Below are 26889 nucleotides of genomic sequence, written 5' to 3' on the forward strand. Positions count from 1 at the left end.
GATGGTTCAATGCCTGTTGTGGCTAGTTGGTTTACACGCACAGTTCAATGCCTGTTGTGGCTAGTTGGTTTACACGCACAGCAACAGGGCTGGGATAAGCATTTTCAGGCCAATACCATTGGGCATCGAACGGTACTCTCAACGATTCGCTTGGGATTGGAGGTACTCAGGCGGCCTGATTATCAAATCACGGAGAAAGAATTGCTGGCGGCCTGGGTATTATTCGCCAATCAGTTGCTCAAATATGGCTATGCTATGGCTGATTTATGAGGGGATCCTTCAGTACTAAGTCCTGATCCGCAGATTATTAACAAACCTAATTAATTTAAAAGATTAAATCGGGGACAGCTTACCCTGTCCCTTCTTTTATTGACCCAATAATTTTTTTTCACAATTCTTTCAGGACAGCCAATTCTTTCAGGACAGCCATATATTTTCTAGATAAACGCCTCCTGAAATGAGCTAAATGCAAAAGCGGGGACAAAAGCGGGGACAGCCATGTCTTTTTGTGCTTTATCCCCTCTTATACTAGCCTTTACATTATCTTGATTGCGTCTGTTTGGAGCGGATGATGACCTCGGCCAGAAGAATGCTTATCGATGCTAATACAACGCCCTTCTATCATGTGATAAATCGCTGTGTCAAAAGGGCTTTTCTGTGCGGTGAGGATAAACTCACAGGCCGCAGTTATGAGCATAGACGTGACTGGATTGTCGATAAAATCAAAGCATTATCCACCATCTTTAGACACGGCAAAAGCGGGGACAGCCATGTCTTTTTGTGCTTTATCCCCTCTTATACTAGCCTTTACATTATCTTGATTGCGTCTGTTTGGAGCGGATGATGACCTCGGCCAGAAGAATGCTTATCGATGCTAATACAACTCCCTTCTATCATGTGATAAATCGCTGTGTCAGAAGGGCTTTTCTGTGCGGTGAGGATAAACTCACAGGCCGCAGTTATGAGCATAGACGTGGCTGGATTGTCGATAAAATCAAAGCATTATCCACCATCTTTTGTATCGATATCTGCGCCTATGCGGTGATGAGCAATCACTATCATTTAGTGCTTAAGATTGACGTGGAGAAGGCTAAATCGTTAACGCAAAGAGACATTATCAGTCGCTGGCGTCAAATCACCAAAGGCCATGCTATTGCCACTAAATATATGAATGGTGATGCATTAATCGACGGTGAACGCATGTTACTCGATGCCTTAATTGCCGAGTGGCAAGAGCGATTAAGCAGTATCTCTTGGTTTATGCGATGCCTAAATGAAGAGATTGCCCGTAACGCAAATCGAGAAGATGAGTGCAAAGGTGCCTTCTGGGAAGGCCGTTTTAAATCCCAAGCACTGTTAGATGAGCAAGCATTACTGGCGTGTATGATGTACGTTGATTTGAATCCTATTCGAGCTGGCATTGCCGATTCTTTGCAATCCTCTGATTTTACATCAATTCAAAAACGTCTAAATGCACTTTCCCCTAACAGCATCACACCACTGATAACCAAAACCCCAGTAGATAACTCTCAGCCAACACCAGATAAATCCCTCGCAAAATTTGATGGTGCAACGCACCTTCATCGACAAACGGGCATCCCCTTTCATTTTGCCGATTATCTGGAACTTATCGATTGGACGGGTCGCGCGATTCGCCATGATAAAAAAGGATTTATCGATAACCAGCGACCTAAACTGCTTAATGAGTTAGGGATTGCATCCGATGCATGGTTACTTTCAGCCAAAGAGTTTCGCCGACAGTTCAGTGGCATAAGCGGTCGATGGGATGCGATGTGTGCATTTAAACACAAGCAAGGTGGCAAATGGTGTCGAGGGAAATCCCATAGCCAAGCACTACATCCGGAGCAAATTAATGGACTTACATTGCGTTAAATTGCCCTAACAACAAATATTCGACTCAGTCGTAATGCTTAAGATTTGTGGCTATTTAGCCCAAATTTTGTGAGATGTAAGCAAGCGCCCAACTAACTATCCTACCTAATCGCTGACAAAACGACTCAGAAGGTAAAATTTAAAACATTTAAAATCAACAAATTACACCAGAAGGTAAGCAGAAGGTATCTTTTCTTTGCGAAGAATAAAGTCATCATCAGAAAAGCGCTTAGCGCAGATGACATTAGGTTCACGGAGAATGATAACAATGACAAGCTCACCTAAACAGACTCGCTCACAACATCCATTATCACTTGTGGGTGAAGGCAATGGCTCACAGTGCACTGCGCAGCAAGGCTTGGTCGAACCCTCGTTGCCGTTAACCTTCTTCGAACATGCCTCGATTGAAACGATTCAACAGTTTATTCAGCATCTGACAGAGCCGGTGATTATCGTCAATGCCCAAGGTTACATTTACTTTAGCAATAGCAAAGGTGCTGACTTACTGACATGCCCGCAGGCCAGTTTGAAGGGACAAGATTGGCGCAACTTTTTGACCGAACACCACCAAGCTCGCTATGACAATCTGCTGAGCAATGATATTAAATTAGGCAAAAATTGCGGTATCCCAGTGCAGCACTGCGCCGAAGAAATCACCCTCATTACCGCCTCAGGCAAAGCAAAAGATGTTGAGCTTTCCATTTCCTACATCCCCAGCCATGAACCTCTGTTTGTGATGATGATGCACGATTTAACGCAGCACAAAGCGGAAAATCAAAAGCTACGTAAATTGGCCGCCACAGATTCACTGACAGGACTGGCGAACCGCCGATATTTTGATGAAATGCTGCATCACTATTGGGAAGAATGCACAGGTAAGTTGCGCCCGATCAGCGTGGTGATTATCGATGTGGATTACTTCAAAGTGTTCAACGACCAATTCGGCCATATCCAAGGGGACGAATGTCTACGAAAGATTGCCAAAGTGATTGCTGACATAGTGCCAATAGAAATTGGCCTGGCAGCGCGTTACGGCGGTGAAGAATTCGCGCTAATACTGCCAAGCCACAATGCCAAAATGGCACTGACGATTGCCCAAAAAGTGCAGCAAGGGATTAATGACCTGCGCTTTACTGAGCAAGGCCTGCGCGACTATGTCTCTGTGAGCGCGAGCCAAGGGATTGCGAGTGAAATCAATGGCCAATTCCGTACCTCACTCGCCATGCTGTGCGCCGCCGATACCGCATTGTATCGCGCCAAAGCCGATGGCCGTGACAGGATCAATACGTCGCTTTAATACCTATTAATTGGCGACTTGTTTGCCCGCAACTGATTTACCCAAAACTGATTGACCCAAAACATAGTTACCCGCGACTTAGTTACCCGCGATGGATTAACCACGGGATGAATTACCCCAGTAGCGCTTTAGCGCACTGAGGTAAAACACGCAAAGCACACGAAAGGACGCACGAATATGAATAAGCTTGAGGCATCAAGAAATATACGGGCAGTGATTGAAAAAAGCTTACCCGTGAGCACGTCACCCCTTGCCATATTCACATACCAGTGTTGGTTGAAAACCAGCGCAGGTGGGCGTGTGTTCCATTATAAAACTGATAGGGAAGATACCTATTTTGCGGTGGATATAAATTCACTGGGGCATATTGAATGCGTGATTAATACCACCTTACTGCGGGTTGAGGCAATATCAACCTTAGGTGGACTCAACGACGGTCAGTGGCACTTATTGTCCATCTGCCATGAATACCATGAAATCAGTTGTTATGTGGATGGTGAAATTACCCATACACAACTCAATAATCTGTCACTGGTTGCCGACAATGAATTTTTAATTGAAAACGTGTCTTTACCGAATCATCGCGATACACATTTCGATGGTGAAATATTTGGCATCACCTTGCTCAATCGATTATTAACGCGAACTGAAATCGTTGACTATTACCGTAATCCAGCGCAACAAAGATCGATTAGCGAAAATAACCTTTATATTTATCAGCATCAAGATGCACATAATATTCGTGGTGAAAACTTTATCCCACTTAAAAGGCAAAAAGTGCTGCTGGTCATATTTAATGATACTGAACATCAATTCATAAAAACCACTACGGATAGCAACACCTATAATCAACAACTGCCTAAGATTATTCCGCCCCACGAACGCCGAGCCTATATTATTGAATGTAACTATAACACTTGGCCAAATTTTAGTTATTTAGTGAATTACACGGCGAGTAATCAAGCGGATATTACACTCAATATTGAAGTGTTTAAATCGCTGACAGTCTATCGCTCTAACATTAAAGTCACCGTCGCAAATGAACTCGAACGGGATTGTCTGATTATTCAATCGACCGAAGAAGAATTAAGTACTGAAGTGCGTATTAGTGAAAACTTAGTGATCACTCAAGCCAAAAACTTTGTTAATTTCATCAATGAAGTTCGCGCACACATTCCGGCCGATAATATTATTACCGGTGGCCATTATTATAGTGAGCAGCAACTTTCGGTCAGCACAGGTAAGCAAATGATCGCCTACCAACAGGCTTGCCAGCTGTTCAACCGCAGATTACAAAAAAAGCCTCTGGCGATCATCAAATGCACATCAACTGAAGAAGTCAAAATCGCCTATAAGGCGGCCATCGATTATAACTTGCCAATCAGCGTGCGCTCGGGTGGGAATGATCACGAAGGTGAAAGCACTGAAACGAATACCGTAGTGTTAGATCTGCTGAAGATGGATAGCCTCACTTTAGATCCCATTACAGGTATTGCGGCCATTGGCCCAGGTAATCGTTTTATCAATCTCACCACAGCCCTTGCCAAACAAGGCGTGATGATCCCCCATAGCTCCTGTGGCAGTGTTGCCATAGCGGGATTTATTATGGGCGGCGGCTCAGGACCTTGGACCCGCAAACACGGCATGTGCTGCGAATCCCTATTACAGGCAGAAATCGTCCTCGGCGTTGGTGAAACTCAAGTCGTCTCTGTTGCCAATAAACCTGAGTTACTCTGGGCGCTTAAGGGTGGTGGTGGGTTAAGTTACGGCATAGTGACCCGCTTTTTTGTTCAAACCTTTCCACTACCGCCTTGCCTTATCAAGTTTGAATTAGAATGGAATTGCTACGATAAACAAACCCAAGAACTCATTGAGCACACTCCAACCAAAGACATTTTACAGCGCTGGGAAGCCATCATTAATGCCGACAGCACTGGCTGTTTGATTGGCACCAATCTCAAGATAAATGCCAGACATTTCCCCGCAGAACAACACAAAACGCCTGACATAGACACAGAGTCGATTAAGCATAACTGCTTGATGTATGGCTTTTGGGAAGGCAATTCCGCCAGTCTGAATCACTTTATCCAGACACAATTTAATGAGTTTGACCTAGTGCCCAATGAAATTCGCATCGAGGGGATGGGCGGACTTACCAAAGCCTACGGTGAAAACTTAATGGCCAATTGGGAAAGGGAATCTTTTCATCATCTGCAAGCGGACTTGCAAGGCATAAACCGCTCACCGACGCCACCTGATTTGGATGAGCCCGCGCCCCATAAAGTCACCTCGCGCTTAGTCAATCAAACGGGGCTAAGGGGCGGTTATAAGCCACTGCTCGAAAGCTTAACCTCTCGCTATGTGCTTGAAGGTAATCGCCAATTGGGGCTATTTACCTATGTCACCCTTGGCGCCATTGCGGGTGATTATTATCGCACTATGGGTGAAGAGCAAAAGAGTCACAGCGCCTTCCCCTACAAGGACAGACAATACACGATTCAATATCAAACTTGGTGGAATAACGCGCTGCAAGAGAAACAACAATTGCAGGATAGCCAAGTGTTTACTCGCATCAATCGTGCACTCGATTGGATTGATGCCAGCCGAAATTATGACATCCCCAACACCTCGGGCGCCTTTATCAGCTTCAAAGATAAGGCTATCCCCACTGATGTGTACTTCGACCATAATTACGCCGCGTTAAAACGGATTAAGGCGGCCTACAGCCAAGATAGCTTTAACCATTTCCGCTCACGTAAAAGCATTATTTAGTTAATATATCGGCATAGCCTAGGGTGAGTTTTTAAGGCAAAATCGACGCCGTCCACAGGACGATGTCGCCCCTTAACTCTCTGTTCACTCTGTTGTAGGTTATCTATGCCCAGCTCAGCTTTAGCTATCATTTTTGCCCTATTGGCGGCCATTCTTATGGGCACAATCGGTGTATTAGCGCGCTTTGCCGCCCTACCCGCCGAGCACATTACCTTCTACCGCTTACTGCTCGGTGCCCTATTTCTATTGGCTTATATGCTGCTCACAGGTAAAGGCCATCAGATTCGCCATAGACCCAGCAAACGCAACTTAGTGAATGGCGCTATGCTCGCGGGTTTTATGGCGTTTTATATTGAAGCCATTCAGTACACCCAAATGGCCAATGTGATCATGATTATTTACTTAGCCCCTGTGGTGTCGGCTATTTTTGCCCATTATTTCTTTGCCGAGAAACTCACCCGCTTAAGCATGGCAAGCGTGGTCGTCGCGCTGATGGGCTTTATGTTAATGATCCCAACAGGGCCGCAGCAAGCGAGCAATCACACTGAATTATTAGGCTATTTTTATGCCCTACTCGCCCTATTAACCTACTGCGGTTTTATGTTAATCAACCGAAAACCTAGCCTGAGTTCGCCCTATCAAAGCACTTTAGTGCAGCTAAGTATCGGTGCTTTGTGCCTACTGCCCTTAGTGATAAATGCACCGCTAACGCCAAGTTTGCCGCAAATGGGCTGGTTAATTGCGATTGGATTCTTCCCCGGATTTTTAACCATTTTGCTGGCGGTAAAAGCCCTACGCCAATTGCCTGCTGTCACTTTTGGCACCCTCGCCTATGTGGAACCTGTTATCGTAGTGACGCTGGCATGGTGGATATTTGGTGAAACCTTGAGTCCCATGCAATTAAGCGGTGTCGGCTTGATTATTCTGGCCGGCATTAGCCAAGGCTTTATCAGTCAGCGCAAAGTATTGATTACGAGCGGCTAACCAACAACACTTTGCCAAGTAGCTGAAATAATGTGAAGAAAATAGTGTAAGCTCAACAGAGGATTGATTGAACATTGCACCGAAGACGTGCGACTAAGACTTAAGATCAGGAGGTCAAATTGAGAAAGCTACTGTTAGTCATTAGTATATTTTTGCTCAGCGGTTGCTTAGGCATGCCTAAACTGGTTCAACCCGTGAATGATTTCGAGCTAAATAAATACTTAGGTAAATGGTACGAAATTGCACGATTAGATCATTCATTCGAAAGAGGCTTAAGCCAAGTTAGCGCAGAATACAGCCTGAAAGAGGATGGTGGTGTTAGGGTCATTAACCGTGGATTTTCCGCGGCTAAAAATGAATGGAAAGAAGCCGAAGGTAAGGCCTATTTTGTGAATGGGGATTCAGAAGGCTATTTGAAAGTCTCCTTCTTTGGGCCATTTTATGGATCGTATGTGGTCTTCGAATTAGATCATGAAAACTATCAATACGCTTTTATATCGGGACCCGACACAGGTTATTTGTGGCTATTGGCTAAAACCCCAACTGTGCCACCGGAGGTGTTGCAAAAATTTGTTGAAATGTCTAAAGCCCGCGGCTTTGTTACCGACAATTTGATTTATGTGCAGCAAGAGTCAGCGCCCTAACGAGTGCCGCCAATGCGCTAAAATCGAGTGCGCGAAAGCTAATCGCTAGATAAAAAGACAGCAAATGGATACAAAAACGCCGCAATGAATCGCGGCGTTTTTATTGATGCTGCATTTAGCTGCACTGTATTTAAATGCATGTATTTAAATGCATGTATTTAAATGCATGTATTTAAATGCATGTATTTACACATGCAGCTAAATAACAAATAGCGTTAGACTTCGATGCCTTTGCTAGCAAGGAACTCATCGTAAGTGCCTCTGAAATCATTCACGCCTGAATGAGTGACTTCAAGGATACGGTTTGCCAGAGACGATACGAATGCACGGTCATGACTCACGAAAATCAAGGTCCCTTCGTACATTTCCAGCGCGTTGTTCAGTGATTCAATCGATTCCATATCCATGTGGTTGGTCGGTTCGTCGAGCACTAAAATATTGGCTTTTTGCATGATGAGCTTGCCGAATAACATACGACCTTTCTCACCACCAGACAGCACTTTGACTGACTTTTTAATGTCGTCAGAGCCAAACAACATACGGCCTAAGATGCCACGTACCGATTGGTCGTCATCTTCTGGCTTGCGCCATTGGCTCATCCACTCGAACAGCGTCATTTCGTTAGCGAAATCAGACTCATGGTCCTGTGCATAGTAACCAATGTTAGCGTTTTCAGACCATTGGATAGTACCTGCATCCTGCGGAATATCGTGGATCAGGGTACGTAACAGGGTTGTTTTACCGACGCCGTTTTCACCCAATACCGCAATGCGCTCGCCCACTTCAACAATTAAGTTTAAGTCTTTGAATAACGGAGTGTCGTAGCCTTTAGTTAGGTTTTCAATCACTAAGGCATTACGGAACAATTTCTTCTCTTGCTCGAAACGAATGAAGGGGTTCACACGGCTAGAGGCTTTTACTTCATCTAACTTAATCTTGTCGATTTGACGGGCACGTGATGTGGCTTGTTTCGCTTTAGAAGCGTTAGCCGAGAAGCGTGCTACGAAGGTTTGCAGTTCAGAGATCTGGGCTTTTTTCTTCGCATTATCAGACAATAAACGCTCGCGAGCTTGAGTCGCTGCTTGCATGTATTCGTCGTAGTTACCTGGGTAAACGCGCAGTTCGCCGTAGTCTAAGTCAGCCATGTGCGTACAGACTGAGTTTAAGAAATATCTATCATGCGAAATGATAACCATAGTACTGCTACGTTGGTTCAACATGTCTTGTAACCAACGGATTGTGTCGATGTCCAAGTTGTTGGTAGGTTCGTCAAGCAGCAGCACGTCTGGATCAGAGAACAGGGCTTGTGCTAACAATACACGCAGTTTTAAACCCGGTGCGATTTCAGACATCAAACCAAAATGGCTTTCAATACCGATACCTACACCTAACAGTAATTCGCCAGCACGAGATTCGGCGGTATAACCGTCCATCTCAGCAAAATCCATCTCTAGGTTGGCGACGGTAATGCCATCTTCTTCACTCATTTCGGGTAAAGAATAAATACGGTCACGTTCTTGCTTTACCTTCCACAGTTCGCGGTGGCCCATGATCACGGTGTCGATCAGGTTGAATTCTTCATAACCGAACTGGTTCTGGCTTAATTTACCCAGACGCTCATTCACATCTAACGAGACGTTACCGCTGCTAGGATCTAGATCACCACACAGGATCTTCATGAAGGTCGATTTACCACAGCCATTCGCGCCGATAAGACCGTAACGGTTACCACCGCCAAATTTAACTGAGATGTTTTCAAACAGTGGCTTAGCGCCGAACTGCATGGTGATATTTGCTGTTGTGATCAAAATGAACTTCCAAATCGAGTAATGTTGGCCGAGCCCGCTGGCGCCGCTTTAAATAAGCATAAACCAAATAACGCTATGCCGAAGGGGTAAAAATAAACGTGGCACTATAGCAGTTTGGGCTAAATTATCAACTAAAAAGGCGGCTAGAAAGCCAGAGGGAATGCCGAAATCGCCGCACTATGCCTGTATGAGAAGCGTAATTGATTTTACCCTATTGGCTTAGCTTTCAATGTATTCGCGCCGAATGACAATCTGATGACCTTAGCGTCGTAAAGCTTGGCGATGCTAAGGGTCATCAGATTAGGGACTATCTGCTAAGGACTTATGTGGTAAGTGTTAATGTGGACATAGCCCAGAGTTAGCTCAAGATACCCATTTCAGTATATTGAGCTTTTTTGGGCACAGGCAGCTTATAACTTCTGTCGTCTTAAGCGGTTGGCGTTCGTGACGACAGTCAGTGAAGACAAAGCCATGGCTGCACCCGCAATCACAGGGCTTAATAACATGCCCGTAAGTGGATAAAGCACGCCCGCCGCAACCGGAATACCCAAACTGTTATACACAAAGGCGCCGAACAGATTCTGCTTAATATTGGTAATCGTCGCCCGCGACAATGCCAATAAGTTAGCAATCACTATCAATTGCTGCGACAGCAAGGTGATGTCCGCACTTTCAATCGCCACCTCAGTGCCCGATCCCATCGCGATCCCCACATCCGCGCTCATCAGAGCTGGCGCATCATTAATACCATCCCCAACCATAGCCACCACATGCCCTTGCTTTTGTAAATCCAGCACATGCTGTTGTTTTTGCTCGGGCAGTACACCAGCAATCACTTCGGTGATGCCCACTTGGTCGGCCACCGCCTGCGCCGTTTGTGGGTTATCCCCCGTTAACAGCACCACGCGAATGCCCCTTTGCAGCATGGCCGCGATGGCTTCTTTGGCATCGGGTTTAATCGGATCGGCAAGTGCGATAGTGGCCACTAACTTGCCCGCTTTAGCGACATAAATCGGGGTTTTACCTTGGTTCGCAAAACTTAATGTCGCGTTAGGATCTAAGGCACTGCCATCGGAATTGACAATATTCAATGCCGTCATCAAGGCGAGATTACCTATCGCCAGCGATACGCCATCGACCTTGCCCTCAATCCCCTTACCTTGATGGTTCGTAAACGCCTGTGTGTCGGGCAATTGCGTCTGTGATTCCTTGGCATAACTGACAATCGCCCCCGCTAACGGATGCTCAGAGTGCTGCTCAAGGCTTGCAATTTCGCCCAGCAAGGTTTCTTTATCGGCATCACTCAGTGTTTGTACTAATACAAAGTCAGTGACTTGCGGCTTGCCCAAGGTGACAGTACCGGTTTTATCCAGCACCACACAGTCAACTTTACTGGCGGTTTGCAACGCTTCGCCATTTTTAACTAACACGCCCATTTGGGCTGCGCGTCCCACAGCCACCATGATAGACATAGGCGTAGCCAGCCCCAGCGCACAGGGACAAGCTATGATAAGCACACTCGTCAGCACCACTAACGCATGGCTTAAGGCGGGCGCTGGACCTGCAAAATACCAAATAGCCGCCGCCAGCAGCGCTATCGCCACCACAGTCGGGACAAATACCGCGGAGATCTTATCGGCCAATCGACCTATGGGTAATTTTGACGTTTGTGCCTGTTGCACCAGTGCAATGATTTTGGCGAGCTTAGTATCTTGTTGCCCAGCCGTCACTCGGTAAACTAAGCTGCCGTTGCCATTGACTGTGCCCGCGCTCAGACTATCTCCCCGATTTTTAAGCACGGGAATAGGCTCACCTGTGAGCATGGCTTCATCAAGTAGGGATTGTCCTGTTTCGACCTCACCATCAAGGGCAACTCTGTCTCCGGGGCGCAAACGCAGCTTATCGCCCAGTTTCAACTGACTTATCTCAACCTTTTCATCCCCCTTATCCGTAATACGAATCGCAGTAGTGGATTGCAACCCGAGCAGTCGCTGCACCGCTTCGCTGGTTTTGCCCCGCGCTTTGAATTCGAGTCCATGACCTAAGTTAATCAAACCTAAGATCATCACACTCGCCTCAAAGTACACATGGCGGGTATCCATAGGGAATGCGCTGGGCATAATGACTACCAACATGGAATAGGCCCATGCGGTACTGGTACCCAGCACAATCAGCGTATCCATGTTAGTGGTTTTGGCTTTTAGCGCCCGCCACATGCCTTGATAGAAATGTCTGCCTGTGGTGATGAGTAAAGCCAAAGTGACCAGTCCCATGATGCCCCAGCCTAACTGCAGGTTTGGGCTGTTGATCATCATTTCACCGCCCAGTAATCCCCACAGCATCATGGGAACACCCACAACGAGCGCAGCTATAGCTTGGCGCATCCGCAGTCGATACTCGGCGGCATCTTCAAGGCGTTTTTCTTCGGCGGCGACTTTAGCATCAATAACGACCTGCGCCGGATAACCCGCATTTGCCATCACAGCCAAGGCGCTATCAGCGCTCATCTTGCCTTCTACCGTCACTTGCTTATCGGCGAGATTCACACGCGCTTCAACGCCCTCTTGAGCGGCAAACGCCTTTTCAATTTTTGCGACGCAGCCAGCGCAATTCATATTGGCGACATAGAGTCTGGTCATAGACATGGGAGCTCCCTCACTTGATGTTTCACACTATAGGTCTAAGATAAAGTCTCCCATCACTGGAGAGTCAAGGATGAATTTGCTCAATGTGATCACATCGACAATTAATTGCTGGGCGAAATGGGTGATACCATTCAGTTGGAAAAATAGAGGTCAAAATGAAGATAGGTGAAGTGGCGAAACAAACGGGCTTAAGTGTTAAGAGTATCCGTTATTATCATGATATTGGCTTAGTGTGCGGCGAGCGCAATGAGGCGGGTTATCGAGTTTATCGCCATCAAGATATTGAAGCACTTAAGTTTGTGCATCAATGTCGCGACTTAGGTTTTAGCCTAGAGGATTGCAAATCCTTGCTTGGTCTTAAGGGCAATGAAAGCCGTAATGCCGAGGACGTTAAGCTGCTTACCCAAACTCATCTTGCCTATGTCGAAGAGCAAATCAATAAGTTACAGCAGCTTAGGGCGCAATTGCAGCACATGGTGACCCAATGCAAAGGCGGCGATCAGCCCCACTGCGCCATTATCGACAGCCTAAGTCACGAGACTCATGGCAGCCATGAAAATCACAAGAGCCAGCAAAATGCTGGCTCTGAGTGTTGCGGTAAAAGCCAATCGCAATAGCGATGGCAAGTTCAATAACGGTAAATACCACGTTATTGACTTCTCACTATGGTTGGCTTTAACGCCGCGGCGTTATCCAGTACCAGTGTTACAAGCTTACCCGCTGGGGTAAAGTTAAACACTTGCCCATAAAATGCCAGCTCAGTTTCTAATCCTGCGGCCTTGTGCTCAGGTTTCCAACCGCCGTGGGGTTCATCCTGATAAGCGATATAAGCCGTGGGTACGCCTCTCACTTTCAACGCCTCATAAATCTGCCGCGACTGCTGTGGTGGCACGATTTGGTCACGTAATCCTTGAAAAATTAATAAAGGCTCATTCAATCCTTCAAGGTGATGCAGGGGCGACAGCTCCCTATAGCGGGCTTGATTTTCACCATAGGGGCCGATAAGCAGATCTAAGTAGCCAGTCTCGAATTTATGGGTACTCTTGGCGAGCTGTTCAAAGTCACTGATCCCCGCATAGCTCACCCCCGCTTGAAATACATCATAAAATGCCAAGGACGACATCACAGTTAACCCACCAGCGCTAACACCTCGAATCGCCAGTTTTTGTCCATCGACCCAACCCTTATCAACTAAATAACGGGCCGCATTGACCGCATCTTCCACATCAACTTGGCCCCATTTTCCGTAAATACTTTGACGGTAAGCACGGCCAAAACCACTGCTGCCACGGAAATTAACATCGAGAACCGCAAAACCTCGGCTGGTCCAAAATTGAATGTCACTGCGATAAGCCAGACTCGCCCGCGCCGTAGGACCGCCATGTAACATTACAATCAAGGGCGGACGGGTATCATTAGGCGCAGTATAGTTGGGGTTAACCGGACCATAAAAATAACCGTAAGCTTGCTGGTTAGCACCTGTTTTAAAAGTAATATTTTTAGCACGGGAGATATAATTGGGATTAAGTTTTGGTAAGTTAGGGGTATACACCAACTCAGTACCACGACCGATCACTTTATAAATGCCCTTCTCTGGCGTCGCCTTAGCGCCGACAAAATAAACAGCATCTTCCCCTCGGATCACTTGGGTGATTTCACCAAAGTCGACGGCCAAAGATTCGGTCAGGCCTGAATCTAGATGCAGTCTAATTAAAACGGCCTGACTACCAAGCATATAACTGGCAATAATCGTTTTTTCGGATTCAAAGGCATAGTTATGATTGCCTAAATACCAATCAGCTACCGCAAACTCGGCCTTTTTCTTTAGCACTGGGTCTAAGGTATTTTGTGCCGTGACTCGATAGATATTCCACCAGTTACTGATATCCGATACGACATACAATTGTCCATCAGGACTAAATAATGGCTGCGACACCGAAGAGTCTGCGGGCGTGTTTACCTTACGAATATTGTGTAATTGCCCTTTACGGTCCAGATCCCCAAGCCAGAGCACGCTATTATCCCATGGCATATAGGGATGTTCCCACGTGATCCACGCCAGTTGGCTGTTATCGGGCGAGATGGCTGGCGAAGAAATAAAGTCATGGCCCGAAACAAAGGTATCGCCTTCACCGGCAAAATTAAGATTAATGGTAACAAGACTCGCCTTAGGCTCACCCGCTTGACGATGATCTTCGCGCACACAGATAATCCTCGACCCTTTGGGGTAAGCAATACAATCTGCATGGCGAGTACCATTTGGCGTTAAAGGCAAAGGGGGTTGATTAGGGGCAAAACGATAAAACAGTTGGTCCTGTGCCTTAGTGGCAAACAGACTCTGACCAATCCCCAAAAAGGCGGCACCACCGTATTCATGAACGGCGGATTTAACATTAAACGCAGGCGGCACTATGTCGGTAATGTTTCCACGTTGGTCGAGGCGTTTGATCCCGACTTGGCCTTGTTTTTCACCATCAGATTCAGAGAAATAAATAGCACCATCAACGCTTTGCAACTCAGCCACATTATCGGCCTGCTCAAACACTTCAGTCGCCGATAGCGGAGACTGCCAACTACCATAGGGCGCAACTATGCGCGCGCCATTATCACTAAGATGCGGCGTCTCTTTGTTCGAGCGCTCGCAAGCACCTAAACAAAATAAGCCCCCCAGCATCCATAAATATCCATGTAGCTTCATTGTTTCTCCCCAATGTTTGCCAACTGCACAAACCGAAACAAAATATGAACTTGCAGAAATGAGTTATGTGTAAATTAGTTATTTTTTAAATTTTTTTAAGAACCAATTTACCACTTGCACTTGTTGTACTTGCGTTAAACCAAAATAAATACACACCCAAGGTGAGATAAGAAAAAACCATGGGATCACGGCCACAGAGCGGCCACTAAAGAGCAGAAAAAAGAAACCGCAATAAATCACAACCAACCCTAAGATACCCACGCTCAACATCATGCGCTTAGTGATTTTCTCAAGCCAGTGGGCTTTTTCCTGCCAAGACATCCGGATTTCAAGCTCCATTACATGTGATCAACATGTTTGTAAAGTTATGTAAAAAAACGGGAGAGCGATTGTTGAAGGTTAACAACTAAATGTCAACTCCAACAGTGAAATCTAAATAAATCCGAAAGCTAGAGTATAAGAACCATTATCTTTATTTACCCTATAAAAAAACCGAGCCTAAGCTCGGTTTTTATGCAAATCAATAAGATATCGCTCTAAAGACGGATACCACCATCGATTTCAAACACACGACCGTTAACATAATCGTTTTCAATAATAAAACGTACGGTAGAAGCTATCTCGTCGGCATGACCTAAGCGGCCAACTGGCACGAGTTTCTCTAAACGCTCCAACGCTTCTGGCTTCATTGCCGCCGTCATCTCGGTCGCGATAACGCCCGGTGCCACGGCTGCACTACGGATATTGTAGCGCGCTAACTCCTTCGCCCAACCGACGGACATAGCCGCAACACCCGCTTTTGAGGCCGCGTAATTTGATTGGCCCATATTACCCGCCTTAGCAAGGCTAGAGATGTTAACAATCACCCCCGCTTGACCCGATTCAATCATGGCCGCTGCGGCCTCACGGCCACAGAGGAAACTGCCGGTCAGGTTCACATTGATCACCGATTGGAATTGCTCGTAAGACATACGATCAGTGACCTTGCCGTCTTTGGCTTTGACTAACATGCCATCACGCAAAATACCGGCGTTGTTCACTAACACGTTCACTTGACCAAAATCTTCGAGAATATAGGCAAAACCCGCGACGACATCTTCTTCGTCGGTAATGTCTAAGGCATAACCTTGGACTTCAGTGTCCGATCCAAGCTCAGCGCAGGCTCGCTCGAGTTTTTCTTGGTCCACATCGATAAGCGCTATCTTAGCACCCGCCTGCGCAAAATTTTGCGCCATTGCTAAGCCTAAGCCACCCGCGCCGCCAGTAATGACGACAACCTTATCTTTTAAATCCATCTGGTGATCCCTTGTTATCTGTGTCTATTTTTTAAGTGGTGCAAATTGTTCAAATATACTGGAAAAATCTCGGCGACCATTGCCTTGTCTTGCATGATTAACATACAAGCTGCGGGCTAAAGCGCCCATTGGCGTGCTAGAGTTGCTCAATAATGCAGCTTCTTGTGACAGACCGAGATCTTTGACCATCAAATCTACCATAAAGCCACCCTGATAGCCCTTAGAAGAAGGCACTGTTTCCATCACGCCTGGGCAGGGATTGTACTTCTCTAGCGTCCAGTTTCCGCCACTGCTGACCTTCATAATGTCGGATAGCACTTTAGGATCAAGACCGTGATCAATCCCCATTTGCAGTGCTTCGGAAGTACCGACCATCAGCACAGATAACAGCATGTTATTGCAGATTTTCGCGACTTGCCCCGCACCTGGACCGCCTGCGTGGAAGATATTCACACCCATAGCCTTAAGTACGGGCTGCGCACGTTCAAAAGCGTTATCCGAGCCACCACAAATAAAAGTTAAAGTACCCGCTGCCGCGCCTGCCGTGCCGCCAGAAACTGGTGCATCCATAAATTCGATGCCGCTTTTAGCCGCTTCGGCCGCAACTAATTGTGCGCTTTGTGCATCGATGGTTGAACAATCGATGAGCAAGGTATCACCCGCAACCACTTCAAGCAGACCTTTGTCTGTTCCATTGCCTAAATATAAACTTTTCACATGCTTGCCCGCAGGCAGCATAGTAATCACCACACTTGCGCCCGCTGCAGCGCCGCAGGCGGTACTTGATACTAAGGCGCCTTGTTCGGCCAATTGCTGCATAGCCTCAGGGACTAAATCAAAGACGCGAACCGTCATGCCTGCTTTTAATAAATTGGCCGCCATTGGGCCGCCCATATTACCTAAACCGATAAAGGCTACTGAACTCATGCCATCACTCCTGTGTTGTTCTTTTTAGTGTTGTGATAATGCTATCAAATTGATTATGCTGACTTTATCACAGAGTAAAGCGAGCTTGGCTAAGCAAATAAACACAGCGCTTAGCCAACTCGGCCCTTAAACGCTTAACTCAGTTGGTTAAAGGGATGCGCCTCGCCCCATGGGGAAGCCAATATTTGCTCAAGTACCGCTGTGGGTACTGAGTTAACATCCTTAAAACACCATTGCGGTTTCTTGTCTTTATCAATCAAGAGTGCACGAACGCCTTCGCAGAAATCACCGTGGGCGCACACGTTAACACTCGCGGTTAATTCCCATTTGAAACATTGAGCTAAGCTAAGCTTAGTCCCTAACTGCCCTTGGATATAGACCAAGTGCCAGCTGATAGGGCTACCCGCAAGGAAGGTGTCCCGCGCTTTCATTAACCACTTTTCTTCCGATACCAGAGTTGACATACGTGTTGCAATATCCTGCAGACTGCCCGCCATAAGCCTGTCAATTATGTCTTGGCTTTCGGCTAATACACTGTCGCCCTTAGGAATATCCACTTGATTAGACAGCTCGTTGATCATGCTATCTAAACGTTGATGATTAAGTGCTGGCGTATCGCTCCAATCTAAGGTTGCCATGGCATCAAACATCAGCTCTTTGTCGTCGCGGTTCAGGTAATGATCCGCAAGGCCCACATAACAGGCATCGGCGGCATTGAGTTGATAGGCGGTCAATCCCAAAAACAATCCCATCTTGCCCTGCATACGATTAAGGAAATAACTGCCGCCCACATCGGGATATAGGCCGATAGTCACCTCTGGCATAGCGATACGCGAGGTTTCGGTAACGACTCGGTGGCTCGCGCCCGCCATCAAACCGAGACCGCCGCCCATGACTATGCCATCACCCCACACCAACACAGGTTTGCCAAAGGTATGCAGTAGATAATCGAGGCGATATTCCTCTTCGAAGAAAACCTTTGCTTCCTCAGTCACTTGCCCATTAGCGGCAATGGAAGCATGGTATAAAGCGCGCACATCACCCCCGGCACAAAATGCCTTCTCACCGCTGCCATCTAATACGATGCAAGCGATAAGGGGATCTTTCTTCCACAGATTAAGCTGCGCCGTCATAGCGCGCACCATGCCTAAATCTAAGGCATTGAGGGCTTTTTCCACATTGAGTGTGACCACACCAACCAATTTGCCAGAAGCAGTGGCTAAGGTTTGAAAAACCACATTTTGTGTGGTCGTGACCTGATTTGCGACATGCTCGACCACGTCATTATCTACTACATTCGTCATTAGCGGTTTCTCCACTCAGCTTTACGTTTCCCTAAAAACGCATTCACGCCTTCGGCCTGATCTTCAGTATCAAATAATCCGACAAATAACTCACGCTCAATCGGTAGCGCTTGGCTACGCGCCATAGTGCGCCCCGCTTGAATAAGCGTCTTACACGCAGTCACGCTGCTTGGGCTTTGATTCGCCACTTTGACGGCTAAGGCAATTGCCGCATTAAGCGCTTCGCCAGTATCGACCACTTCTTCCACTAAACGTAGATTCAATGCCTGAGTCGCATCGATACGCTCGCCGCATAAAATCATCCGCTTAGCCCAACCTTCACCGACGAGTGCGGTCAGATTTTGAGTGCCACCCGCACAGGGTAATAAACCGACCGTCGCTTCGGGTAATGCCATTACAGCTTGAATTTCGGCGATACGAATATCGCAGGCCAACGCGACTTCTAAGCCGCCGCCCATGGCATAACCGTTAATCGCGGCAATCGACACACCGCGGAATTGGCTTAAGGTTTCAAAGGCTTCACCAAAATGCTTTGCCATCGTTGCCGCATTACCTTTGTCACCATCGCTAAACAGTTTTAAATCGGCGCCAGCGGAGAAGAACTTTTGCCCTTGGCCCGTTAACACTAAGGCGTAAATCTCTTTATTGGCATTCAGCTCAAGCACTTTGGCTTTAAGCGCCTGCAAACTCTCGGCGGTCCAAGTGTTGGCTGGCGGATTGTTCATGGTCAGAATCGCCGTGTGGCCTTCGATACGTTCAACTAAATATTCCATCTTTATAGACTCCTTTTCAGTTATCGCCGACCTGTAAGTCACGCATATTGCGAGTTGAATTACAGGATTTGTCCTGCATTTTCATCGAGTAAACGACGGGCGATAATTAAGCGCATAATTTCGTTAGTGCCTTCTAAAATCTGATGCACACGCACATCACGGAAATGACGTTCCAGCGGGTACTCCCTTATATAACCATATCCACCATGAATTTGCAGCGCCGCATCGCAGACTTGAAACCCCACATCAGTGGCAAAGCGTTTCGCCATAGCGCAATAAGCCGTGGCTTCAGGATCGCCACTATCGAGTTTAAATGCCGCAAGACGCACCATTTGGCGGGCTGCGACTAATTCTGTCGCCATATCGGCAAGCTTAAATTGCAGCGCTTGGAAAGCCGCTAACGGTTTACCAAATTGCTGACGCTCATTCATATACTGAGTTGCGCGCTCTAAAGCCGACTGCGCCGTCCCCACAGAACAGGTAGCGATATTGATGCGACCGCCGTCTAAGCCTTTCATCGCGAACGCAAAACCTTGGCCTTCTTCACCGAGCAAGTTCGCTACTGGCACGCGCACGTTTTCAAAGGTGATTTGACGGGTCGGCTGGGCATTCCAACCCATTTTATCTTCAGCTTTACCATAAATAACGCCAGCGGCATCCGCCGGAATCGCAATGGCCGAAATCCCCTTAGGCCCAGCTTGACCCGTACGGCACATCACGACTAAAAGCTCAGTGGCGCCCGCGCCTGAGATAAACATTTTCGAGCCTGAAATCACATATTCATCACCGTCGCGCACCGCTTTGGTTTGCAAAGATGCGGCGTCCGAACCCGCACCCGGCTCAGTTAAACAATATGACGCTAACATCTGCCCTGTGGTTAACGGCTCGGACCAAGTCTGACGCAGGGTTTCAGTGCCCCAAGTCGTCACCATCCAAGTCGCCATATTGTGAATGGTCAGCATGGCTGTGGTTGCAGTGCAGCCCTTGGCAAGTTCTTCAAAAATAATCGAGGCATCGAGGCGCGATAAACCCATGCCACCTTCGGATTCTGGCGAATACAGAGAGCAAAAACCTAGCTCACCGGCTTTTTGGATCACGTCTTTGGGGAAATGATGTTCTTCATCCCACTTGGCGGCGAACGGGGTTAATTCTTCCGCGGCAAACTGGCGCGCAAGATCGGCAAACTGACGTTGGTCATCGTTGAAATTAAAATCCATTTGGCTCTCCTATGACTCTGTGGTCACTTTTTTATTGAATAAATTGGGCGCCGTAAAGACGCCGTGGTTTATCGATTAATCACCGAGCTTAGCGTAAGTTAATGCTCATATTTGGCGTTGAAGCTACGGCGATATCGGACTCAAACCAGCGGGAAGTGATGGTCTTGGTCTCGGTATAGAAACGCACCGCTTGCTTACCGTAGGCATGTTGATCGCCATAGAAACTGCCCTTCCAACCGGTAAATGAGAAGAAAGGTAATGGCACAGGAATAGGCACGTTAATCCCCACTTGGCCGACTTCGATTTCATGTTGATATTTACGGGCAGCGGCACCGCTAGCGGTAAAGATAGACGTGCCGTTGCCATAAGGGCTGGCGTTAACTAATTCGATGGCGGCTTCTAAGGAGTCTGATTCCATACAACACAGTACAGGGCCAAAGATTTCTTCCTTGTAAATGCTCATCTCAGTGGTGACTTTATCGAACATGGTTGGGCCAATCCAATTACCGGATTCATAACCTTCCACGGTAAAATCGCTGCCATCGAGTAAACACTCGGCGCCTTCGGCTTTACCTTGGGCGATAAGTTTAAGCACCCGCGCCTTAGCTGCAGGGCTGATAACTGGACCATAACCCGCTTCTTTATCGTCCCATAAACCTGGGCGAACTTTGGCTAACGCTTCTTTTAATTCTGGGATCCACTCTTTAGCGGCACCAACAAACACGGCAACCGAAATCGCCATACAACGCTGACCCGCCGCGCCAACAGAAGCGCCGACTAAGTTGTTGATCACTTGCTGTTTGTTTGCATCAGGCATAATCACGCAGTGGTTTTTCGCGCCCGCAAAGGCTTGCACGCGTTTTAAGTTATCGGTACCTGTTTTATAAATATATTGACCCACAGCCACAGAACCGACAAAGGAAATGGCTTTAATCGCAGGGTCTGCCAGCAGAATATCTACGGCAGTTTTGTCGCCATGCACTAATTGCAATACGCCCTTAGGTGCACCCGCCTCAACAAACAGCTCAACCAGGCGCTGCGGCGTCATAGGGTCTTGTTCAGAAGGCTTTAAAATGAAAGTGTTACCGCAGGCAATCGACAATGGAAACATCCATAACGGGATCATCGCAGGAAAGTTAAATGGCGTAATACCCGCACACACACCGAGTGGTTGAGTGTAACTGTAAGTATCAATTGAACGCGCGACGTTCTCGACAGTTTCACCCATCAATAATGACGCTACGTTACAAGCATGTTCAGCGACTTCGATACCGCGCCATACATCGCCCTTGGCATCTTCAAAGGTTTTACCGGTTTCCTTTGCAAGAATGGTCGCCAGTTCGTCGTGATGTTCTTTTAGCAGATGTTGATAACGCAACATGACGCGCGCGCGTTCAGACACTGGCACTTCTTTCCAGGTTTTAAAGGCCGCTTTGGCGCTAGCAATCGCAGCGTGAACTTCTTCGCTAGTGGCAGCATTAATCACAGCAATCGGCGAGTTATTCGCGGGATTGGTGACAATAATCTGTGATGTGCCCGTACCTTGGATAAACTCGCCGTCAATGTAATGCTTTACTTGTGTGGTCATGTTGCAATCCTTTCCTTGTAGAGTGATGGGCTGGCGGTGCGATATTATGATTATCCTCAAGGGAAGTGATTGTGATTGCCCTTGCCAGCCCCGTCTTGTTGATTTAACTAAAACCTGATTTGACAAAAACCTTTGCGATTAGACCTCAATGGCCATCGCTGTTGCTTCACCACCGCCGATACACAGCGAGGCGACACCGCGTTTAAGGCCGCGGGCTTTTAAAGCATGGATTAAGGTCACTAGTAAACGTGAACCCGAGCAACCAATAGGATGACCTAAGGCGCAGGCGCCGCCATTGACGTTAACTTTAGCCACATCTAAACCCAGTTCAGACACGGCAAGCATAGTCACCATGGCGAAGGCTTCGTTGATTTCAAATAAATCGACGTCATCCGTTGACCAACCCACATTAGCCAGCAATTTCGCCATAGCGCCAACCGGTGCAGTGGTAAAGAGTGAAGGCTCTTGGGCGTGGGTCGTGTGGCCTTTAATGGTGGCTAATACTGTTAAGCCTAAACGCTCAGCTTCGCCGCGAGAGGTCAGCATCAATGCCGCTGCGCCATCGGAAATAGAGCTAGAGTTAGCCGCAGTGATAGTGCCATCTTTGGTAAAAGCTGGGCGCAGCGTAGGAATTTTTTCAGGGCGGGCATTACCGGGTTGCTCGTCGGTATCGATAGTCACATCACCACGACGATCGCTGACAGTAACTGGGGTAATTTCGGCTTTAAAGGCACCCGAGTTAATCGCGGCATTGGCTTTTTCGAGCGAACTTAGCGCAAAGGCGTCCATCTGCTCACGAGTGATCCCAAATTCATCGGCGGTTTTCTGGGCAAACGTTCCCATGGCGCCGCCAGTATAAGCATCCTCAAGACCATCTAAAAACATATGATCGAGCACTTTGCCGTGGCCCATGCGCATGCCGCCGCGAGCTTTATCCAAAAGATACGGCGCTTGGCTCATACTTTCCATACCGCCAGCGATCACGACTTTTGCACTGCCCGCTTTAATCAAATCGTGGGCTAACATGACCGTCTTCATGCCTGAGCCACAGACTTTGTTCACTGTGGTCGCACCAACGGATAAGGGTAATCCCGCACCTAAAGTGGCTTGACGTGCAGGCGCTTGACCTAAACCAGCGGGTAATACGCAGCCCATCAAGACTTCATCAACATGCTCACCCGCTAATTGAGTCTCCGCCAACAAGCCCTTAATGGCTGTCGCGGCTAAAGTCGGTGATGCAACAGATGACAAACTGCCTTGAAAACCACCCATAGGGGTGCGTTTAGCGGCAACAATAACAATATCTTGATTTAACGGTTCAGTACTCATGCAGGCTCCAACCCAAATTGACCACAAGGCCTAGTGCTAACCTTGGGACGTTTAATAAAATCGACAATAAAACCACTCTGACGTTTACGCGAACGTAAAGCAAGTATTCCTTGGTCTAATGTGTCGATTTTATCGGGTAAAAATTGTCAGTAAGGATTTACAGCGAGGCAGGGATTAAGCGCAGTCAAGCGTGGACAACAGAATCGAAGGGAGAGATAAATTAAGAGCTTTTGGGTATCAGCTTAGGTCACATCCATGTGACCACATCACCATAAAAGGCTAGCGCGATTCCCACGGCGTCATCGCCGTCATATCACTTAAGTCATAAGGCGTTAACTGGTAAACGTAATAATTGAGCCAATTACTGACCAACAAACTACCGTGGCTGTGCCAGCGGGCAATGGCTTCGGCTTCTGGATTATTATTTCGATAATAGTTTTGTGGCACATTTGGCGTTAAGCCTTGGGCTAAATCCCTATGGTATTCATCGTTTAAGGTCGATTTTTGATATTCAGGGTGCCCCATTACAAACAAGTTACGGTTATTGCGACTTAATACTAAATAGGCCCCGGCCTCATCGGACTGCGCTAACACTTGCAACTGCGGGTGTTGTCTAATTTCTTCCACATCCATCTCGGCAAAACGCGAATGGGGTGCAAAGAACTCATCATCAAAACCACGTAACAGTGGGAAATGCTGACAAGTGCGCCTATGTACAAATACGCCAGAACGCTTCTGTTGCAATATTTTTCGATTTAAACCATAGAGATGATACAAGCCCGCATGAGCTGCCCAGCATAAAAACAACACTGAGGTGACATGCTCTTGGGACCAGTCGATGATTTCACGGATATGATCCCAATAAACCACATCTTCGAAATCGATTTGCCCAAGCGGCGCGCCTGTGATGATAAGACCGTCATAATTTTTATGGCGCACAGCTTCAAAGTCACGGTAAAAAGTATTCATGTGGTCGATGGAAGTATGCTTGGACTCTTTGTCGTGAATGCGCAGTAAATCCACATCGACTTGTAAAGGCGTGTTGCCCAGTAAGCGCAATAACTGGGTTTCAGTCTCGATTTTGTTCGGCATCAAGTTCAAAATCAGCACCTTCATCGGCCTGATATCTTGATTCGCCGCCCGCGTCTCGGACATAACGAAAATATTTTCTGACTCTAACACCCCTGCTGCGGGCAGATGATCTGGAATTCTAACCGGCATACCGCGCCTCTTCTGTTCGTAAATACTAACGGATTCGGCGCGTATGTCAGCTCACTTCTGAGCGAGCTAACTAGCCACCGACTTTCTCTAGCAGTATCGTCATTGGCTCAGTGGAATTGAGATCAATATGATAGGCTTGAGTATTAATAAACAATAACTTATCACCCAACATAATCCGGGCACCTATGGCATAAGTGTGACCGGGTTGGAACTGATCGCTACCAATCGCAAAACTGAATGGCGCCGGTGTCGCAGCACCTTGTTGCACGCGCTCCGCCATCACTATGGCTGGCACATCCATTTTTGAGACATCAAGCAGTTGCACTATGACCTTAGCATCGGCAGGTAAGGCTATCCGTTCGCGATATAAGGTCTCGCCTTTTATCTCAACGATAGCATTCGGTGTCGCACAACCCGATAACACCCCCATGATGGCCATTAATGCTAAGGCTGTTAATCTCAATGCGCTTAAACGCAACCATTTGTTCATTTTGTTTCTCCTAATCATACATAAAGACTTCTAGATGTCCATACGCCCAAGCTATAAATCTTGTCTTGATGAACATAACTTTCTATCATAAGCCACCATTTCGTTGCCGAAAAATCTATGACCCAAGCAACTGCAATCATTGTGGGAGCTAGCTCACAATTAAGTCGTGAACTTGCAAAGCAATTGGCAGATCAGCAGGTTGAATTAGTCTTATTCGCCCAAGATCCAGAATCACTGCGCGATTTTGCCTTATCCTTGCCAACAAAAGTACAAGTTTTTGCACTTCAAATTGAACAACCTCAAGCCATCATCAATCAACTTGAATCAGTCTGGCAAACTCTTGGCGGCGCGCACTTAGTCTTAGTCAATACTGGCCTCAATAGCTATGACCCCGAGTTGCCTTGGCTACCGGAGCAAGACATTATCGATGTCAATGTGCGAGGTTTTGCTGCCATCTGCAATACGGCATTTAGACTATTTCGCGAGCAAGGTTATGGACAACTGGCGGCAATCAACTCGATTGCGGGCCTGCGCGGCGGGCCGAGTGTGGCCTATCACGCCTCAAAAGCCTTTGGGCAAAATTACCTTGAGGGCTTAAGTATGCATGCTCAGCGCCTTAAGTTACCGATTACGATTACCGATATCCAACTTGGTTTGCTCGATAAAGCCGCTATGCAGCAAAGTGCGATGTGGCTTGCACCATTGCCACAAGTCGCAGCACAAATCATCAAGGCAATGAAACAAGGCAAACGCCGCGTCTATGTGACCAAACGCTGGCGCCTCGTCGCTTGGCTTACTGTGTTATTACCCGAATTTATCTATAACACTCGCCACTGGAAAGCTAAAAAGCCAAAGCGCTAAATCGGCTTAGCCTAAGTGGAACAGAACATAGCGCGATAAAAAGTGCAGAAACGAAAAAGGAGCCTAAGGCTCCTTTTTTTACGCTTATCTAATCAGTGGATTAGAAAGTGTAACCCACGCTGACCATATAAACCCATGGATCAATATCGGTTTCGATGGTAACTGGGGTACCTTGGTATTTAAATTTAACGTCACTATCAATTTTGGCGTACCACACGGAAGCGTTCACTAACCAGTTTTTGTTAACTTGATAATCAACACCCGCTTGTGCCGCTAAGCCCCAAGAAGTGCTCATGCTTAAATCCGTTAACGCACCACCTAAATCATTAGTAAACTCATTGTCGAAGAAATTAGTATAGTTCACACCAACACCCACGTATGGGCGTAATTTAGACTGTGCATCACCAAAGTAGTACTGCGCCACTAAAGTGGGTGGTAAATGCTTAGTTTCAGCAATCTTACCTACGCCAGCCAAAGAGACATCGTGGCTAAAAGGCGTTGCTGCTAATAACTCAACCCCGAAGTTATCAGTCAACATATAACCGAAGTTCAAACCCACTTGAGTATTATTACTCACTTGGAATTCACCAAGATTGCCTACACCAGGTATAACTACATCTTGGCTTGATTCATTTGGCGCAACAACCACAGCACCCGCACGAACGATAATGTCACCCGCTTGGTGAGCCGATACAGAGGCAGAAAAACCAGCGGCTAAAAGGGTGGCAGCGACCAGTGTAGAAACAGTGTTTTTATTCATCATCATACTCCATATGTACAACATAGGTTTTTGTTTTGTATTACATCCTTAACAATTGACGCCTACACTGCCAGAGATATGCGGCTGATTTATTGATCCAAATCAAAGTGAGTGAGCAATACTCACTTATAGGTACTACACATGGGAGCTGAATCACGAAATTCAAACATTTATTGATAATACCCCTTTGTTTTCTGTGAGCTAAGTGTTGTATTAGCCATCACTAATGACTTCCGCAAGAGGTAGTGATCAATAACACCATAAACATTTTAGTAACAATGAAAAGCACTTAACTAAGAGGTTATTTGAACATTAATTTCAAATTATAGAGATGGGTTAAATGAGGATAAAAACAGAAAATGGACAAATAAAAACGGCTTGAG

At 46.9% G+C, this 26889-nt stretch carries 21 protein-coding genes and 1 pseudogene; 8 read left to right on the plus strand and 14 right to left on the minus strand.

Annotation, left to right across the window (positions count from 1 at the left end; translation table 11 throughout):
• From L5M10_RS01685 to L5M10_RS01715, 6 genes and pseudogenes are all read left to right on the plus strand, one after another.
• Positions 1-270, plus strand: a pseudogene (locus tag L5M10_RS01685) (hypothetical protein); the annotation flags it as partial.
• 573 nt (positions 271-843) lie between these two features.
• Positions 844-1893 (plus strand): transposase, encoded by a 1050-nt coding sequence (locus L5M10_RS01695; protein ID WP_263254739.1) that lies wholly within the window; start codon positions 844-846, stop codon positions 1891-1893.
• A 268-nt stretch (positions 1894-2161) separates the two neighbouring features.
• Positions 2162-3190 carry a diguanylate cyclase gene (locus L5M10_RS01700; RefSeq protein ID WP_263180990.1) on the plus strand — a complete coding sequence of 343 codons (1029 nt, stop codon included), beginning with the start codon at positions 2162-2164 and terminating at the stop codon, positions 3188-3190.
• 177 nt (positions 3191-3367) lie between these two features.
• Complete coding sequence (locus tag L5M10_RS01705) at positions 3368-5962, plus strand: FAD-binding protein (protein WP_263254740.1); 2595 nt, start codon at positions 3368-3370, stop codon at positions 5960-5962.
• Positions 5963-6067: 105 nt separating this feature from the next.
• Positions 6068-6946, plus strand: coding sequence for a DMT family transporter (locus L5M10_RS01710; RefSeq protein WP_263254741.1), 879 nt, complete (start codon positions 6068-6070; stop codon positions 6944-6946).
• A 119-nt stretch (positions 6947-7065) separates the two neighbouring features.
• Positions 7066-7590 (plus strand): lipocalin family protein, encoded by a 525-nt coding sequence (locus L5M10_RS01715; RefSeq protein WP_263254742.1) that lies wholly within the window; start codon positions 7066-7068, stop codon positions 7588-7590.
• A gap of 215 nt (positions 7591-7805) precedes the next feature.
• Here L5M10_RS01715 and L5M10_RS01720 read toward each other — a convergent pair whose 3' ends face one another.
• Both L5M10_RS01720 and L5M10_RS01725 read right to left on the minus strand, forming a co-directional pair.
• Positions 7806-9398 (minus strand): ABC-F family ATPase, encoded by a 1593-nt coding sequence (locus L5M10_RS01720; protein ID WP_081729050.1) that lies wholly within the window; start codon positions 9396-9398, stop codon positions 7806-7808.
• Positions 9399-9808: 410 nt separating this feature from the next.
• Complete coding sequence (locus L5M10_RS01725; protein ID WP_263254743.1) at positions 9809-12043, minus strand: heavy metal translocating P-type ATPase; 2235 nt, start codon at positions 12041-12043, stop codon at positions 9809-9811.
• Positions 12044-12198: 155 nt separating this feature from the next.
• Between L5M10_RS01725 and L5M10_RS01730 the strand changes: the two genes are divergently transcribed.
• The gene (locus L5M10_RS01730; RefSeq protein WP_263254744.1) at positions 12199-12660 is read left to right on the plus strand and encodes a MerR family DNA-binding protein; all 462 of its coding nucleotides are present in this window, start codon (positions 12199-12201) and stop codon (positions 12658-12660) included.
• Between the two features lie 32 nt (positions 12661-12692).
• On the opposite strand, the gene L5M10_RS01735 is transcribed toward L5M10_RS01730, so the two are convergent.
• From L5M10_RS01735 to L5M10_RS01785, 11 genes are all read right to left on the minus strand, one after another.
• Entirely contained in the window at positions 12693-14741 is a 2049-nt protein-coding gene (locus L5M10_RS01735) for an alpha/beta hydrolase family protein (RefSeq protein WP_263254745.1), read from the minus strand.
• Between the two features lie 78 nt (positions 14742-14819).
• Entirely contained in the window at positions 14820-15062 is a 243-nt protein-coding gene (locus L5M10_RS01740; RefSeq protein WP_263199303.1) for a hypothetical protein, read from the minus strand.
• 215 nt (positions 15063-15277) lie between these two features.
• Positions 15278-16036 (minus strand): SDR family oxidoreductase, encoded by a 759-nt coding sequence (locus L5M10_RS01745; RefSeq protein ID WP_011846385.1) that lies wholly within the window; start codon positions 16034-16036, stop codon positions 15278-15280.
• Positions 16037-16060: 24 nt separating this feature from the next.
• Positions 16061-16963 (minus strand): 3-hydroxyisobutyrate dehydrogenase, encoded by a 903-nt coding sequence (gene mmsB / locus L5M10_RS01750; RefSeq protein WP_263254746.1) that lies wholly within the window; start codon positions 16961-16963, stop codon positions 16061-16063.
• 134 nt (positions 16964-17097) lie between these two features.
• The gene (locus L5M10_RS01755) at positions 17098-18267 is read right to left on the minus strand and encodes an enoyl-CoA hydratase/isomerase family protein (protein ID WP_263254747.1); all 1170 of its coding nucleotides are present in this window, start codon (positions 18265-18267) and stop codon (positions 17098-17100) included.
• Positions 18267-19040 carry an enoyl-CoA hydratase gene (locus L5M10_RS01760; protein WP_011789976.1) on the minus strand — a complete coding sequence of 258 codons (774 nt, stop codon included), beginning with the start codon at positions 19038-19040 and terminating at the stop codon, positions 18267-18269. Before L5M10_RS01760 ends, L5M10_RS01755 begins: the two co-directional genes overlap by 1 nt.
• Before the next feature lie 59 nt (positions 19041-19099).
• Entirely contained in the window at positions 19100-20257 is a 1158-nt protein-coding gene (locus L5M10_RS01765) for an acyl-CoA dehydrogenase family protein (protein ID WP_113938930.1), read from the minus strand.
• A gap of 88 nt (positions 20258-20345) precedes the next feature.
• Positions 20346-21845, minus strand: a complete 1500-nt coding sequence (locus tag L5M10_RS01770) for a CoA-acylating methylmalonate-semialdehyde dehydrogenase (RefSeq protein ID WP_105249702.1) — start codon at positions 21843-21845, stop codon at positions 20346-20348.
• A gap of 138 nt (positions 21846-21983) precedes the next feature.
• Entirely contained in the window at positions 21984-23174 is a 1191-nt protein-coding gene (locus tag L5M10_RS01775; protein ID WP_263254748.1) for a thiolase family protein, read from the minus strand.
• Positions 23175-23453: 279 nt separating this feature from the next.
• On the minus strand, positions 23454-24395 hold the full coding sequence (gene metA, locus L5M10_RS01780) for a homoserine O-acetyltransferase MetA (protein ID WP_028760567.1): 942 nt from the start codon (positions 24393-24395) through the stop codon (positions 23454-23456).
• A 70-nt stretch (positions 24396-24465) separates the two neighbouring features.
• Positions 24466-24885, minus strand: coding sequence for a YbaY family lipoprotein (locus L5M10_RS01785; RefSeq protein ID WP_113938934.1), 420 nt, complete (start codon positions 24883-24885; stop codon positions 24466-24468).
• Positions 24886-25002: 117 nt separating this feature from the next.
• Here L5M10_RS01785 and L5M10_RS01790 point away from each other — a divergent pair, with 117 nt between their 5' ends.
• Entirely contained in the window at positions 25003-25746 is a 744-nt protein-coding gene (locus L5M10_RS01790; RefSeq protein ID WP_028760569.1) for an SDR family NAD(P)-dependent oxidoreductase, read from the plus strand.
• Positions 25747-25846: 100 nt separating this feature from the next.
• On the opposite strand, the gene ompW is transcribed toward L5M10_RS01790, so the two are convergent.
• Entirely contained in the window at positions 25847-26509 is a 663-nt protein-coding gene (gene ompW / locus L5M10_RS01795) for an outer membrane protein OmpW (RefSeq protein ID WP_168823143.1), read from the minus strand.
• Positions 26510-26889 lie beyond the last annotated feature (380 nt).

The organism is Shewanella sp. SM32 (assembly GCF_025654235.1).
In the GTDB taxonomy this organism is placed as follows: Bacteria; Pseudomonadota; Gammaproteobacteria; order Enterobacterales; family Shewanellaceae; genus Shewanella; species Shewanella oncorhynchi.